The 15,163-nt window shown below is 68.6% G+C and carries 14 protein-coding genes; 12 read left to right on the top strand and 2 right to left on the bottom strand.

Translation table 11 applies throughout. The features are described 5' to 3' along the window. The first annotated feature begins 103 nt into the window (after positions 1–103). The 6 genes from ACSVDD_RS13850 to ACSVDD_RS13825 all read left to right on the top strand — a co-directional run bounded on the left by ACSVDD_RS13850 (position 104) and on the right by ACSVDD_RS13825 (position 7,526). Positions 104–1,621, top strand: coding sequence for a tetratricopeptide repeat protein (locus ACSVDD_RS13850; RefSeq protein ID WP_448189943.1), 1,518 nt, complete (start codon positions 104–106; stop codon positions 1,619–1,621). A gap of 61 nt (positions 1,622–1,682) precedes the next feature. Beyond that, positions 1,683–3,071 carry a GAF domain-containing protein gene (locus ACSVDD_RS13845; RefSeq protein ID WP_448189942.1) on the top strand — a complete coding sequence of 463 codons (1,389 nt, stop codon included), beginning with the start codon at positions 1,683–1,685 and terminating at the stop codon, positions 3,069–3,071. After that, entirely contained in the window at positions 3,071–4,156 is a 1,086-nt protein-coding gene (locus tag ACSVDD_RS13840; protein ID WP_448189941.1) for a tetratricopeptide repeat protein, read from the top strand. The genes ACSVDD_RS13845 and ACSVDD_RS13840 overlap by 1 nt, the downstream gene beginning before the upstream one ends. After that, complete coding sequence (pelF, locus tag ACSVDD_RS13835) at positions 4,153–5,679, top strand: GT4 family glycosyltransferase PelF (RefSeq protein ID WP_448189940.1); 1,527 nt, start codon at positions 4,153–4,155, stop codon at positions 5,677–5,679. Before ACSVDD_RS13840 ends, pelF begins: the two co-directional genes overlap by 4 nt. Continuing rightward, positions 5,680–7,059, top strand: coding sequence for an exopolysaccharide Pel transporter PelG (gene pelG / locus ACSVDD_RS13830; protein ID WP_448189939.1), 1,380 nt, complete (start codon positions 5,680–5,682; stop codon positions 7,057–7,059). After that, positions 7,059–7,526, top strand: a complete 468-nt coding sequence (locus ACSVDD_RS13825) for a DUF8265 family protein (protein ID WP_448189938.1) — start codon at positions 7,059–7,061, stop codon at positions 7,524–7,526. Before pelG ends, ACSVDD_RS13825 begins: the two co-directional genes overlap by 1 nt. A gap of 9 nt (positions 7,527–7,535) precedes the next feature. On the opposite strand, the gene ACSVDD_RS13820 is transcribed toward ACSVDD_RS13825, so the two are convergent. Next, positions 7,536–8,729, bottom strand: coding sequence for an E22 family MetX-like putative esterase (locus ACSVDD_RS13820; protein WP_448189937.1), 1,194 nt, complete (start codon positions 8,727–8,729; stop codon positions 7,536–7,538). Between the two features lie 235 nt (positions 8,730–8,964). Between ACSVDD_RS13820 and ACSVDD_RS13815 the strand changes: the two genes are divergently transcribed. The 6 genes from ACSVDD_RS13815 (at position 8,965) to trxC (ending at position 12,568) form a co-directional block, all read left to right on the top strand. Next, positions 8,965–9,405, top strand: coding sequence for a MarR family winged helix-turn-helix transcriptional regulator (locus ACSVDD_RS13815; protein WP_448189936.1), 441 nt, complete (start codon positions 8,965–8,967; stop codon positions 9,403–9,405). Between the two features lie 223 nt (positions 9,406–9,628). Next, the gene (locus ACSVDD_RS13810; RefSeq protein ID WP_448189935.1) at positions 9,629–10,546 is read left to right on the top strand and encodes a YqaJ viral recombinase family protein; all 918 of its coding nucleotides are present in this window, start codon (positions 9,629–9,631) and stop codon (positions 10,544–10,546) included. Between the two features lie 39 nt (positions 10,547–10,585). Further along, positions 10,586–11,365 carry a hypothetical protein gene (locus ACSVDD_RS13805; protein WP_448189934.1) on the top strand — a complete coding sequence of 260 codons (780 nt, stop codon included), beginning with the start codon at positions 10,586–10,588 and terminating at the stop codon, positions 11,363–11,365. A gap of 5 nt (positions 11,366–11,370) precedes the next feature. Beyond that, positions 11,371–11,676, top strand: coding sequence for a hypothetical protein (locus ACSVDD_RS13800; protein WP_448189933.1), 306 nt, complete (start codon positions 11,371–11,373; stop codon positions 11,674–11,676). A gap of 22 nt (positions 11,677–11,698) precedes the next feature. Beyond that, positions 11,699–12,028, top strand: coding sequence for a hypothetical protein (locus ACSVDD_RS13795; protein ID WP_448189932.1), 330 nt, complete (start codon positions 11,699–11,701; stop codon positions 12,026–12,028). Between the two features lie 111 nt (positions 12,029–12,139). Further along, on the top strand, positions 12,140–12,568 hold the full coding sequence (trxC, locus tag ACSVDD_RS13790; RefSeq protein WP_448189931.1) for a thioredoxin TrxC: 429 nt from the start codon (positions 12,140–12,142) through the stop codon (positions 12,566–12,568). Between the two features lie 43 nt (positions 12,569–12,611). Here the strand turns inward: trxC and ACSVDD_RS13785 are convergent, their stop codons facing one another. Then, the gene (locus tag ACSVDD_RS13785) at positions 12,612–14,936 is read right to left on the bottom strand and encodes a Tex family protein (protein WP_448189930.1); all 2,325 of its coding nucleotides are present in this window, start codon (positions 14,934–14,936) and stop codon (positions 12,612–12,614) included. Positions 14,937–15,163: the final 227 nt, after the last annotated feature.

Genomic DNA, 15,163 nt, shown 5'->3' with positions numbered 1-15,163 from the left:
GCGGGGGAGGGAAGGGGCCCGCGAAGCGGGAAGGGTGGGGGCAAGGATTCTCGGGATGACCTTGCCCCCACCCATCCTCCCCCAGCGGGGCTGGGGGAGGGGTTTGATCCTTGGCCTTGCCCTTTTTGTCGCCACCCCCGCGCTCGCCCAGCCCATGCGCATCGCGGCGGAGCGCAGCGAGGCAGCGGCGTCGCTGGCGCTGTCCTGGTCTGGCGCTGGGCCGGGCGCCGTGAAGGCCGAGCACACGCAGGACGGCCGCGAGCTTGTCTTGCGCTTCAGCCGCCCCATCGGCGACGCGCGCGTCGAGGCGATCTCCGAGCGGCTGACCGGCTGGGTGGACGGCGTGCAGTACGGCTACGACAGCCTGTTGCTGGTGCTGGCCCCGGAGGTGACGGCCACCGTCACGGACACGCGCGGCGGCGTGCGCGTCGCCTTCGCCCCGGCCCCGCGCCTCACCGCCGACGAGCGCAAGGACGAGCGCCGGCTCGACTACTTCCGCGCCGTCACCATGATGGAGGACGGCCGGGTCAGCGAGGCGCGCGGGCTGCTGTCGTCCATGCTGAAGGACGAGCCCAAGGACCGCGAGGCGGTGGACCTGCTGGCCCAGGTGGCGGAACGGCAGGGACGCTGGCGCGAGGCGGTCGGCCTGTACGGCCGCGCGCTGGACCTCAGCCCCGACAACAAACCGGCGCTGGACGCCCGCAAGCGCCTGCTGCGCGAGTTCGGCGATCAGGCCCGGCTGGACTTCGACATCTTCCATGTCCGAAACGCCGACGTGCAGCGCATCGGCCGGCTGACCGGCAATCAGGAGGTCGGCTGGAACAGCGCGCTGCGCACCACGGTCGAGCGGCGCAAGCTGGACGTCGATCAGGCGCGCCATCCCGATGGCCGGCTGGAGGCGTTCCACGGTCAGCGCACGCGCGGCGAACTGAGCCTCGTGCACGATTGGGATTCGCTCGACCAGTCGCGCGCCAGCCTGTTCTTCGCGCAGCAGACGCTGGGCGCCGGGCTCGGCCACGACCTGCGCGACGGCAGTGGCCAGACGCGGTTCACCATCGGCCTGCGGGAGCCGACCTATACCTTCGTCGAGGGCATCGTCAACGCCGGCCGGCGCGACCGCGTGTCTGTGCTGCGCGAGCAACGCCTGTCGGAGCGCTGGCTGGCGACGCTCGGCGGGGCGCTCAACCGCTACGGGCTGGGGGCGGAGGGCGATCTGGCGCGCACCGCCTCGCTGGAGGGGGCGGTGCGCTACACGTTCCTCGTCCAGCGTCCGATCGCCTCGGTCGCCTATGTGCTGGACGCCGAATACCTCGGCCGCCGCGTCGAGCGGCTGGACCCGCAGGGGCTGTCCTTCGCGCCGCTGCCGGTGACGCGGCGCGAGGTGCACTCGCTCCAGCTTGCGGTGGAGGACAGCTTCGACAACGGCTTCCGCTACGCCGCGCAGGCCGGCTGGTCGTACGACCGCTTCAACAAGGGCGGGCCGTTCGCCGCGGGGGCGGTGGCCTATGAGTTCGTCGAGGGGCTGGAGGCCGGCGTGCGCGCCAGCCACACCATCAGCACGTCCCGCGGCACCGGCAACGTCGTGGATTCCGCGGGAGGGTACCTGCTTTGGCGGTATTAACCAGTTGCTATCGTTGCCGCGCTAAGGCTGGGGCGATGCACGTGACGCGGACGGCCGACGCATGAGCGCTTCCACACTCGAACCGGACAGCGTGCCGGAGACGCGCGAGGACGCGCCCAAGCGGCTGCTGGGCTTCCGCCGCGCGGCGCTGCTGGAACTGGTGCTGTTCTTCGGCGCGGCGCTGGCGCTCGACACGCTGACCGGCGGCGCCCGCTTCGAGAGCGTGCAGCCGCACCCGTTCTGGATTCCGGTGCTGCTGCTGGCCGTGCAGTACGGCACCGGCGAGGGGGTGCTGGCGGCCATGGCGGCAACCCTGGCGCTGCGCGTCGGCAACATGCCGGAACAGCTGATTTCACAGGATTTCTACCAGTACCTCTACGCCGTCAGCCGCGAGCCGATCCTGTGGCTGGTCGCCGCGGTGCTGTTGGGCGAGCTGCGCATGCGCCAACTGCGCGAGCGCGAGGAGTTGCGCGCCGGGCTCGCCGCCGCGCGCAGGGAGTCGGATGCCATCGCGCGCTCCTACCGCCAGCTGAAGACGGTGAAGGAAAGCCTGGAAACCCGCGTCGCCGGCCAGTTGCGCACGGTGTTCACGCTCTATCAGGCCGCCAAGTCCATCGACAAGCTGGACGAGGGCGAGATCATGCTGGGCGTCGCCGACCTGATCCGCACGGTCATGCGGCCGGAGAAGTTCTCGCTGTTCCTGCTGAACAACGACGTGCTGGAGTCCGTCACCAACGACGGCTGGGAGGACGACGACACCTACGCCCGGTGGTTCGACGCCGCCTCGCCGATCTTCGAGACGGTGGTCGGGCGCCAGCGCTTTTTGTGCGTGGCGCGGCCGGAGGACGAGCGCATCCTGCAGGGCCAGGGCCTGCTGGCCGGTCCGCTGGTCAGCGAGGACACCGGCGCCGTGGTCGGCATGGTGAAGGTGGAGAGCCTGGGGTTCATGGACCTCAGCGTCCACAGCGTCGAGAACTTCCGCATCCTGTGCGAGTGGATCGGCACCGCGCTGGGCAAGGCGCGCCAGTACCGCGAGGCCGCCGATCAGCGCGTCACCACCGAGGATGGCGCGCTCTACACCTCCGGCTTCATCGGCCGGCAGGCGGAATTCCTGGCGCACCTCGGGCGGCGGCTGGGCTTCGAGACGACGATGGTGACGATCAAGCCCTCGGGCATGGCGCGCCTCAGCCCCGCCCAGCGCCACGCGGTGGCCGCCGCCATCGGCAAGGCCGTGCGGGAATCCCTGCGCGACACCGATCTGGCCGGCGATTTCGGGCACAACGGCATGGTCTACGGCGTCGTGCTGCCGGGCACGGCGGTGGAGCAGGCGCGCATCGTCGCCGCCAAGCTGGAGAGCGCCGTGCGCGCCGCGCTGCCGAGGCCGCTGGCCGGCGTGCGCATCGAGTTTATCGCCGAGCGGGTGGCCGAACGGGAAGAGGAGGCGACGTGATGGACGAATCGCTTCCTGTCGATGCCCCGCGCCTCGCCACCCTCGAACTGGTCGCCGTCGCTCTGACGGCCCTCGCCGCCGAGGCCGGTATCGGCCTGCTGGCCTTCGGCTTCTGGCCGATCAATGGCGCGGTGTACAGCGCCGTTGCCGGGCACCTGGGGCTGGCGGTGCTGCTGGCGCTGTGGCTGGTGACGCGGCAGCGGCGCGGGCTCGACCTGCGGCTGCCGGGGCTGCTCGCCCTGACGACGCTGTTCCTCGGGCCGCTCGGGCCGGCGGCGACGCTGGTGTGCGCGGTGCTGTTCGCCATCTTCAGCCGCTTCGCCATGGGCTTCCAGGACTGGTACCTGTCGCTGTTCCCGGAAAGCCAGGTGGAACCGGCGCAGGAACTGTACGAGCTGATCGTCTCCGGCCGCGAGCAGGCGCATCTGGCCGCGGCGGAATCCTTCACCGACGTGATGGCGGTCGGCACCCCGGCGCAGAAGCAGGCGGTCATCGCGCTGGTGGCGCGCCACTTCCGCCCGGCCTTCACGCCGGCGCTCAAAGAGGGCCTGTCCGACGCCGACCCCTCGGTGCGCGTGCAGGCCGCCACCGCCACCGCGCGGGTGGAGCATGAGTTCTCAGAGCGCTGGCAGGCGCTCGACAGGGCGGTCGCCAGCAACCCGGACGACGTGGCGACGCGCTTCGCGCTGGCCCGGCATCTGGACGATTACGCGTTCTGCGGTCTGCTCGACACCAACCGCGAGGCGGAGGTGCGGCAGAAGGCGTTGGAGGGGTACCGGACCTGCACCGCCATGGCGCCGGATGAGGAGATCCGTCACGATTTCGGCCGGCTGCTGCTGCGCCTGGATCTGGTGGAGGAGGCTGCCGACACGCTGGAATCGCTGGTGGACCAAGCCTCCGACCGGCGGATTCTGGTCTGGTACGCGGAAAGCCTGTTCCGCCTCGGCCGCTTCGCCGACCTGCGCGCGCTGTGCGAGCGGCGGCCCGACATCTTCGGGCCGGACGCCGAACTGCCGGACACGCTGCGCGACGTGATCGGCCTGTGGAACGGCGGGCTGTGGTTCGACGAGCGGGAGGCGGCATGAGCAAGCCCCCCGCCCAGCCCGCTGACGTTTGTCTGTTGATGGAGGGCTCGTACCCGTACGTGGCGGGTGGCGTGTCCACCTGGACGCACGACCTCATCAAGGCGCACCCCGACCTCACCTTCCACGTGGTGGCGCTGGTCGCCGACCGCGAAACGCGCAAATTCGCCTACGACCTGCCGCCCAACGTGACCGGGCTCAGCCACGTCTACCTTCAGGACCCCGATGCGGGCTGGCCGTGGACGGCCGGGCAGGGTCAGTTGTTCCGCCGGCTGGAGGGGCCGCTGCGCCGGCTTCAGCAGGGCGGCGGGCTGGCCGAGGTGGCGGAGGTGGCGCGCCTGCTGGCGCCGAAGCGCGGGCGCATCGGCCGGCGGGTGCTGCTGAACTCCGAGGACGCGTTCCGTATGGTCGTGCGGCTGTATGAGGCGACGCTGCCGGACGCCTCGTTCCTCGAGTATTTCTGGGGGTTGCGGGCGCTGATGGGCGGGCTGTTCGCCACCATGCTGGCGCCGATGCCCAAGGCGCGCGTCTACCACGCCATCTCCACCGGCTACGCCGGGCTGTTCGCGGCGCGCGCCAAGCTGGAAACCGGGCGCCCGGTGCTGCTGACCGAGCACGGCATCTACACCAACGAGCGCCGCATCGAGATCCTGATGGCGGAGTGGCTGTTCGAGGGCTCCGACATCAGTCTGGCGGTGGAGAAGAAGAAGCGCGACCTGCGCGACCTCTGGCTCGACACCTTCGCCAGCTATTCCAAAGCCTGCTACGACGCCTGCGACAAGATCGTCACGCTGTACGGCGGCAACCAGGAATTCCAGCGCCGCCAGGGCGCCGACCCGGCCAAGCTGAAGATCATTCCCAACGGCATCGACTACGCCGGCTACAGCAAGGTGCAGCGCGACACGGCCGACCGGCCGCCGACCATCGCGCTGATCGGCCGCGTGGTGCCGATCAAGGACGTGAAGACCTTCATCCGCGCCGCCGGCATCCTGCGCGAGGACATACCGGACGTGAAGGCGATGATCCTCGGTCCCCTGGAGGAAGATCCGCAGTACGTCGAGGAGTGCCGGACCATCGTCAAGCACCTGGGCCTGGAAGACACGGTGATCTTCGCCGGCCGCGTCAAGCTGACCGACTGGCTGGGCCGGGTGGACGCCATCGCGCTGACCTCGGTGTCGGAGGCGCAGCCGCTGGTGATTCTGGAGGCCGGCGCGTCGGGCGTGCCGACGGTGGCGACGGACGTGGGCTCGTGCTCGGAACTGCTGCTCGGCCGCCCGGACGAGGAGCCGCCGCTGGGGGCGGGCGGCGCCATCACCACGCTGGCCTCGCCGCTGGACACGGCGCGCGAACTGGGCGCGCTGCTGCTCGACAACATGTGGCGCGAGCGCTGCGCCGTCGCCATCAAGGAGCGCGTGCGGCTCTACTACGACAAGGTGGAGATCGACCGCATCTACCGTGCCCTCTACGACGAGCACATCGCCATGCCCGATGTCTCGGTGCCCGATCTTTCCGTGGGGGCCGCGTAGATGGCGGGCATCGGCTTCGCGCTGCGCAAGCTGGCGCGCCGGGACGATCTGCTCGGCGTGTTGCAGGGCTATGCACACTCGGCGTTCATCGCGTCGGGGCCGTGGATGTTCACCATCCTGGCGCTGGCCGGCATCAATCTGCTGGGCCGCAATCTGGCGGCCGAGGACGAGCTGACGCTGTTCCGCGTCGTCATCATCTACAATTTCTGCTTCTCGGTGGTGCTGACCGGTCCGCTGGTGCTGGTCGCCACGCGCTATCTGGCGGACGCCATCTATCTGAAGCAGGTGGATACGGCGCCGGGCATGCTGCTGGCCAATCTGGGCGTGGCGTACGGGATCGCGGCGCTCACGGCCGGGCCGTTCTACCTGTTCTTCAGCGACCTGTCGCCGGCCATGACCTACGCGGCGCTGGTGAACTTCTTCCTGGTCTGCGGGATCTGGGTGGTGTCGATCTTCCTGTCGGCGCTGAAGGACTATGTGATGGTCACCACCGCGTTCGGCGCCGGCATGCTGCTGAGCTTCGCGGCGACGCTGGTGCTGGGGGCGCTGGCCGGCGGGGTGGGGATGGTGTGGGGATTCAGCGTCGGGCTGGCCGGCATCCAGTTCGCGCTGATCGCCCGCGTGTTCGCCGAATACCCGTACCGCGTGGCGCGGATCTTCGCCTTCCTGGCCTATTTCCGCCGCTATTGGGATCTGGCGCTGATCGGGCTGGTCGCCAATCTGGCGGTCTGGGTGGACAAGTGGATCATGTGGAGCGCGCCGGAGCACGAGACGGTGTCCGGCGCCATGGTCATCTACACGGCGTACGACAGCGCCATGTTCGTGGCGTACCTGACCATCGTGCCGGCGCTGACGCTGTTCACCGTCAACATCGAGACGCGCTTCTTCGAGCGCTATCAGGCCTTCTACCGCGACATCCAGAGCCACGCGACCTACGCGCAGATCGCCCGCAACCACAAGCTCATCATCCAGGCGCTGCTGGAGAGTGCGCGCAACCTCATCATCCTCCAGGGTGCTGTGTGTGCCATCAGCATCTTCATGGCGCCGAGCATCGTCGGCTGGCTCGGGCTGCACTACGCGCAGATCGGCATGTTCCGCTTCGGCACGCTGGGGGCGTTCTTCCAGGTGCTGTTCATGTTCACCACCATCATCCTGTCCTACTTCGACCTGCGGCTGCGCAACCTGCTGGTCCAGCTGTTCTATCTGGCGGCCAACGCCGGCTTGACCTGGGTGTTCAGCGAGTTGGGCTTCGCGTGGTACGGCTACGGCTATTTCCTGGCGTCGCTGTTGGCCTTCGCGGTGGCCTATTTGATGGCGGCGGACGCGCTGAAGCGGCTGCCCTTCGTGGCGTTCGTCGCCAACAACCCGTCGGTGCGCTGATGCGGGCGCCGTGGCTTGCGGCTCTGCTGCCGGCCGCCTTGTCGTTCGCTCTGGGGCCGGCCGCGGCGCGGGAGCCGCTACGCACCGAGCCGGGGCACATGCACGGCATGATCGAGCCCTACGTGACGCCGCAGCCCGGCCTGCCGCGCACGCAGCACATCCGCGCGCAGGTGGTCTATCGCCTGCCCAAGGGGATCTCCGAGATGGCGACCAGGGACGCCACGCTGTCGCACCTGTGCCAGCGTGGCGCCTTCATCCCGGAGAAAAGCAGCTTCTATTGGGCGCACACGCCGGACCGCGCTTACGCGGTGGCGTTCTCGGGCGGGGCGAACCTGACGGACCCGCAGAAGAAGCGCAAGCCGGGCAAGGTGTACTTCTTTGATCTGGCGGACGCGCGCTGCACCGTCTGGATCGGCGATCAGGCCAAGCTGATGGCCCACTATGTCGGGCCGCTGCCGGGAGACTGAGGGTGGGGGCTACTCCGCCAGGAACTTCGCAATCGCGTCCCCGGCCTTGGCGATGTTGAACAGCCCGTCCAGATGCCCCATGGGGCCGGTGATGGCCTCGGTGTACTCGACCTTGCCGCCCTCGTTCAGCTTGGCCTTCAGCGCCCGCATGTTCTCGTCCGGGAAGAACACGATGTCGTTCGCCGAGGGGATCATCAGCACCGGCGCCTTGATCTTCGCCAGCCCTTCTTCCAGCGAGCCGCCGTTGCCGGTCACGAAGATCTGGTTGGCCTTCACCAGATAGAGGAAGTGGTTGGCGTCGCTCAGCGCCGCACGGGCGGCTGCGGCCTTGTCGAGAAAGGACTCCACCTCGTACTGGTTGGCCATGGAGGCGCGCGGGTCCTTGCCCTCCTCAGCGAACTTGCGGCCGAACTTGGCATCGAACCATTGCCAATAGTTGGCCTGGAGCGTCACCACCTTCAGCGCCTCGGCCAGACCCTTCACCGGCTCGGCCTTGCCGTAGTAATCGCCGTTGTTCCAGTTGGGGTCGAGCTTGATGGGCGCCGCCCAGGCGTTCAGCCAGCCGATCAGGAAGGCGTTGGACTCGGCGCCGCCGATCACCGGGATGACGCGCTTGACCATCTCCGGGTGCGAGGCCGCCCACTCGAACGCCTGGAGCGAGCCCATGGAGCCGCCCATCACCGCGTGCAGCGTCCTGATGCCAAGGCTGTCCAGCAGTGCCTTCTGCACCTCGACGAAGTCGCGGATGGTGACCACCGGGAAGCTCATGCCGTAGGGCTTTCCGGTGTCGGGGTCGATGCTGGCCGGGCCGGTGGTGACCACGTTGGGGTCCTTGGCGCCCAGGTTCACCAGCGTGTCGGAGCTGATGACGAAGTACTTGTCGGTGTCCAGCGGCTTGCCGGGGCCGATGATCGCGTCCCAATAGCCGGGCGCCTTGTCTTCGGTCTTGTACTTGCCGGCGGCGTGCGACGTGCCGCTGAAGTAATGGGTGACCAGGATGGCGTTGTCCTTGGCGGCGTTGAGCGTGCCGTAGCTCTCCCAGCCGATGCGGACGTTCTTGATGGTGCCGCCGCCGGTCGTCGTGTAGCTCGGCATCTCGAAGATCTTCTTCTGGACGATGCCGTCATAAGCGAACGCGGGCGCTCCCAGGATCAGGCTGGCGGCAACCGCAAGACCGCCGAGCGTCGAACCCAAACTGCGCATGAAGATCCCTCCCTGTCGGATGTGCGAACGTCGATGGAGCGCCGGTGCGCGATTCTCTTTTTTGGGGAGTCTATGCCGGCAATCGGGCTTGTCCAGCGGGGCAAAAGGCAGGGCGGCCGCTGTAACACGGTGCGTGTTGCTGCGGCTTTCTTTCGCGCACCAAACAATGGTATGACCACCCCCTCAGTCCTTCGGATATAACCCCGGCCACCGCTGCCCCGCCTGGATGCCCACCATGTCGCTGCGCCGCACTGAATCGTACGGCTATCTCGTGAACTACCTCGGGCGCCTGTTCGCGCGGGCGCTGGAGCGGCGGATCGGTCCGCACGGGCTGTTCCCCGGCCAGATGCCGGCGCTGCTGGCGCTGTGGGAACGCGAGGGGATCAGCCAGGCCGAGCTGTGCCGCATCGTCCAGGTCGAGCAGCCGACCATGGCGAACACGCTGAACCGCATGGAGCGCGACGAGTTGATCCGCCGCGTGCCGGACCCGGAAGACCGCCGCCGCGTGCTGATCTACCTGACCGACCGCGCCCGCGCGCTGGAGGAACCGGTGACCGCGCTGGCCCGTGACGCCAACGGCATCGCCGGCCAGGGCTTCACCGAGGAGGAGTCCCGCGAGGCGATGCGGCTGCTCGGCAAGCTGATCAGCAATCTGGAACGCGATGTCAGCGTTTGAATAAAAGATATATAAACCACGCCTGTGCGGCGGTGGCGCAAGAAGAATGAAAGCTTCAGCTTAAGCAATCGTATTTTTGTTCGAGTCTTCGATGTTTCGCGCCTTACGGCTACGTTGCAGGTTCTCTTTTTGTTCTTGAACGGTGTGAAAGAACAGCCATATTTAGAGTCCGGCGCCATGGTTAACGCCGGGTTGGCTGCAACTTCGCATCGGACGGCGCGGCATGGCGATCACGGAGCAACAGAGGGCCTTGCGGGCTGGGCGGGTCGGCTCGTCCGACGCCGGGCGCGTGATGGCCGGAGACTGGCTCGCGCTGTGGCGTGAGAAGACCGGGCGCGCCGAGCCGGCGAACCTCGATCTCGTTGCCGCCGTGCAGATCGGCATCGCCACCGAGCACCTGCACCCGCGCTTCGTCGAGCACGCCACCGGCGTGCCCTGCGTTCCGGCCGAAGGCACGGCCGTCCATCCCGAGCATGACTGGCTGGTGGCGCACCCGGACTTTCTGAGCTGGGACGGCGCGCCGGCCGGCGCGCCCGACACGCTGGTAGAGGCGAAGTTCTCCGGCGGCTTCCAGTCCGATGCGGACTTGGCGCAGCGCTACCACTGGCAACTCCAGCACCAGTTCCTGGCGACCGGGATGCAGCGCGGGATGCTGTCGATCCTGCGCCCGACCGGTCATTCGCTGATGCGGGTGCGGCGCTCGGAGGTGGAATGCGACCGGTTGCTCGCCACGCTGGAGGCCTTCTGGTGGCACGTGGCGAACGATGTCGAGCCATCGGACCCGCTGCCGGCCGACGCGCCGCTCTACGAGACGCTGCGGGTGGTGGACATGGCGCGCCACAACCGCTTCGCCGCGCTGGCCGCGACGCTGGTGGAGCGGCGCCCGGCGGCGCTGGAATGCCGCGATGCCGAAGCGGCGCTGAAGGCGCTGATGCCGGCCGACGCCAGGGTGGCGTTCGTCGCCGGCCTGTATCTCGCGCGCGACCGCGACGGGCGCTTGAGCCTGCGCTACGGCGAACCGCCGCGCCGCGCGCTGGACCGGGCCGAACGTTGGGATTCGACCACCGTTCTCTCCGCTGACCTTAGCTTGTCCGCCGTTCTCGACGGGGGCTGGGGTGAGGGGAGAGATCAACAGCCCTGAAAGGGCAAGCTTGTATAGGGGACCCCACCGATGGGACGTATGAGCAAGACCGACACCGTGGCCGAGACGGGCAAGGTCGAAACAAAAACCGATGGCCCGAAGATCAGCGGCCCGCAGACCGACACGCTCGACCTGTGGAACCGCCTGAAGCGGACCGATCCCAAGGCGACCAAGCCGTTCACCCGCGCGGGCGGCTTCCGAGGCACGCAGATCGACCCGACGTGGCGCTTCCAGATGATGACCGAGGTGTTCGGCCCGGTCGGCAAGGGCTGGGGCTATGAGCAGATGGACTGGACCATCGCCGAGCGCATGGTCTTCATCTGCGCTCGCGTCTGGTACGTCGATCCGGCGAGCGGCGAGAAGTGCTGGACCGGCCCGCAGTGGGGCGGCACCGAGATGGTGCGCCGGCGCAACGGCATCGAGGCGCCGGACGACGAGTGCTTCAAGATGTCGATGACCGATGCGGTGGGCAAATGCCTGCTTCAGATCGGCCTCGCCGCCGACGTCTACATGGGCCAGTTCGACGATTCCAAGTACCGCGAGGAGTCGGAAGCGTTCTACGCCGCCAAGTCCAACCCGGAGCTTCAGCCCGACGCCATTGCCGCGTTCGAGGCCGAGGTGAGGAAGCGCCTGAACGCCTGCCTCGACCTGGACGATCTGGAGGAGGTCTGGCGCGCCGGTGCCGGCACGCGGCTGCGCGAAATCGGTTCGGTGGACAAGGCCGCGCAGCACCGCATCACCGGCCTGTTCGCCCAGAAGAAGGCCGAGATCATCCGGCGCGAGGAAGGCCGCGAAGAGGGCCGCGAGGAAGCGGCGTAACGCCCATGGCGAACCTATCCGCCGAACGCTCTCCCAGCGGCCTGTTCCGCATGGCCACCTGGGAGGGCGACATGGAGCGCAGCCACGCCCAGATGCCGCGCTGGTACTGGAACCGCGCCGAGCGGTACCGCCAGTTCGCCCGCTGGGTGGAGGCCGAGGCCGACGGCATGGCGATGCAGCTGGCCCGCCATCTGCGCCCCGACACCCCGCCGGAGACGGCGGCCCCGGTGCGCATGCTGGTCGAACTGCTGGCCCGCGACGCCGCCTGGGCCCGGCACAGCGCGGAACAATCGGTGGAGAGGGCCGCCTGACATGAGAAGGAAGAACAAAGCGATGACCATCGAGGAGGTCCAGGCCCGTCTGCGCGCGGCGCACGCCCGCATCGGGCACGAGGGCCGCTTCGCCCTCACCCTCAGTCTGACCGGGACTGAAGAGGCGTACCTGACGCACTGGTTCCGCCCTGACCCCCACGCCTTCGAGGACTGCAAGGCGGTGGGCTCCGGAACCATCACGGAATGCCTGGCGGCGCTGGAGCGCTACGTCGCCGGCTACCGTCGCCAGCCGACCAATGAAGAGGTCGGTCTTATCCTAGGGCTCGCCCCACCCGCCGTGGACGAGCCTGGGGGGACGGGGAAACGACGCTTCCTCGTGGCGGCGGAATGAACTGACGCTCCGTTGTTGACTCTCCATCCTGACCCCTTCCCCGACCTGTGGGGGAGGGGTTTTTTGTGGCGCCAGCCTGCTTACATCAGGAAAAGCTGAAGGAGTGGAGCCATGCACGTCGTCTGCCCCCATTGCGACACCGTGAATCGCGTGCCCGACGACAAGCCGGCCGGACGCGGCAAGTGCGGCAACTGTGGCCGCGCGCTGTTCGACGGGCATTCGGTGGCGCTGACCGGCGACCGCTTCGCGGCGCACGCGGAGAAGGGCGACTTGCCGCTGCTCGTCGATTTCTGGGCGCCGTGGTGCGGCCCGTGCCGGAGCATGGCTCCGGCTTTCGAGCAGGCGGCGCAGGCGCTGGAGCCGCGGGTGCGGCTGGTGAAGGTGAACACCGACGAGGAACAGCGCCTGGCCGCGGCGTTCGGGGTGCAGAGCATTCCGACGCTGGCGCTGGTCCACAAGGGCCGCGAGATCGCCCGCACGGCGGGAGCGATGCCGGCTGCGGCGCTTGTGCAGTGGACGAAGGCGCGGTTGGGGATGTGAGTTTCTTGCCCTCCCCCGGCCGCGCCGGGGGAGGGGACCAAGGTCACCCCTTGCGGGCTGCCAGCGCCCTGGCAAACGCGTCCGCCAAGCTGCCTTCCGCCGCCGGTTCCGGCTTCTTCGCCGGCTGCGGCTTCGGCGCCGGGCCGGTCTTCGCCGCCGGAGCCCCGCGCCGCTCATCGCGCTGCTGCGGCGCCGGCCGTGCCGCCGGCTCAGCCAACCGCATGGTCAGGCTGATGCGCTTGCGCGGGATGTCCACCTCCTGGACCTTCACCTTGACGATGTCGCCGGCCTTCACCACCGCGTGCGGGTCCTTCACGAAGCTGTTGGCGAGCTGCGAGATGTGCACCAGTCCATCCTGGTGCACGCCCACATCCACGAACGCGCCGAACGCCGTCACGTTGGTCACCACGCCCTCCAGCAGCATGCCGGGCTGGAGGTCCTTCAGCTCGTTGACGCCCTCCTTGAACTCCGCCGCCTTGAACTCCGGGCGGGGATCGCGGCCGGGCTTCTCCAGCTCCTTGATGATGTCCTCCACCGTCGGCACGCCGAAGCGCTCGTCGGTGAAATCCTCAGGTGCCAGCGACCGCAGAAACCGCGCGTCGCCGATCACCGAGCCCAGCTCCTTGCCGGTCTTCTTCAGGATGCGCTGGACCACCGGATAGGCCTCGGGGTGGACCGAGGAGGCGTCCAGCGGGGTTTCGCCGCCCTGGATGCGCAGGAAGCCCGCCGCCTGCTCGAAGGTCTTCGGGCCGAGGCGCGGCACCTCCAGCAGTTGCTTGCGCGAGCGGAAGGCGCCGTGCGCGTCGCGGTATTCGACGATGTTGCGGGCGATGGTCTCGTTGAGGCCCGAGACGCGGGTCAGCAGCGGGATCGACGCGGTGTTGAGATCCACCCCCACGGCGTTCACGCAGTCCTCGACCACCGCGTCCAGCGAGCGCGCCAGCTTCTGCGGCGCCACGTCGTGCTGGTACTGGCCCACACCAATGGACTTCGGCTCGATCTTCACCAGTTCGGCCAGCGGGTCCTGGAGGCGCCGGGCGATGGACACCGCGCCGCGCAGCGACACGTCCAGTTGCGGGAACTCCGCCGCCGCCGTCGCCGAGGCGGAATAGACCGAGGCGCCGGCCTCCGACACCATGATCTTGGACAGCTTCAGCTCGGGATGCCGGGCGAACAAGTCGGCGACCAGCTTGTCGGTCTCGCGGCTGGCGGTACCGTTGCCGATGGCGATCAGCTCGGCCTTGTGGCGCACGGCCAGCGCGGCGATGGCGGCGATGGAGCCGTCCCAGTCGTTGCGCGGCTGGTGCGGGTAGATGGTGGTGGTCTCGACCAGCTTGCCGGTGGCATCGACCACGGCGACCTTGACGCCGGTGCGGATGCCCGGATCGAGGCCGATGGTGGCGCGCATGCCGGCCGGGGCGGCCAGCAGCAGGTCGTGCAGGTTGCGGGCGAAGACGCGGATCGCCTCGTCCTCGGCCTTCTCGCGCAAGCCGCCCATCAGGTCGGTCTCGATGTGCGGGCCGATCTTCAGCTTCCAGGTCCAGCGCACCACGTCCGACAGCCACTTGTCGGCCGGGCGGCCAAGATCCTTGATGCCGGTGTGCGCGGCGATGGTGCGCTCGGCCGGGTGCTTCTCGCCCTCCGGCACCTCCAGGTCGAGGTTGAGGTCGAGCACGCCCTGCGCCCGGCCGCGCAGCAGCGCGAGCGCGCGGTGCGAGGGCACCTTGCCCAGCGGCTCGGCGAAGTCGAAGTAGTCGGAGAACTTGGCGCCCTCGGCGCGCTTCTCCTCGACCACCTTGGAGTGGACCTTGCCCTTTTCCGCCATGTCCGCGCGCAGCTTGCCGACCAGTTCGGCGTCCTCGCCGAAGCGCTCCACCAGGATATGACGGGCGCCGTCCAGCGCCGCCTTCACGTCGCCGACCGCCTTGCCGGCATCGACGAAGGCGGCGGCCTCGGCCTCCGGCGCCTTGGACGGGTCGGCGAGCAGAAGGTCGGCCAGCGGCTCCAGCCCGGCCTCGCGGGCGATCTGCGCCTTGGTGCGGCGCTTGGTCTTGTAGGGGAGATAGAGATCCTCCAGGCGCGTCTTGGTGTCGGCCTGTTTGACCTGCAATTCCAGCTCGGGCGTCAGCTTGCCCTGCTCGGCGATGGAGGTGAGGATCGTCGCGCGCCGGTCCTCCAGCTCGCGCAGGTAGCCCAGGCGTTCTTCCAGCGTGCGCAACTGCGTGTCGTCGAGGCCGCCGGTGGCCTCCTTGCGGTAGCGCGCGATGAAGGGGACGGTGGAGCCTTCGTCCAACAGCGCGACGGCAGAGGCGACCTGGGCTTCGCGGACCTGGAGTTCGTCGGCGATGCGGCGGCTGATCGGGAGCATGGCGAGCGATGACCGTGATGGAAGCGAGGGGGGCTCCTATACCCCTTCCACCCCCACCATGCCACTGGCGAGAAGGGGGAGGCCGTGGGGCGGGGGCCTCCGCGGTCGAATGGAACAGTTTGGAACGCTATGGAACAGTGTGCGGAGGGTGTTCCATTCACGCCCCCTTCGCCGCGGGCACAGTTCAGGTGTTTATGACTTTGATCCTAGCGAAAAATGGGGTGCTT

Source organism: Azospirillum terrae, assembly GCF_053470425.1.
The sequence above is the reverse complement of the archived record's forward strand: the minus strand, read 5'-3'. Positions and strand labels throughout refer to the sequence as shown.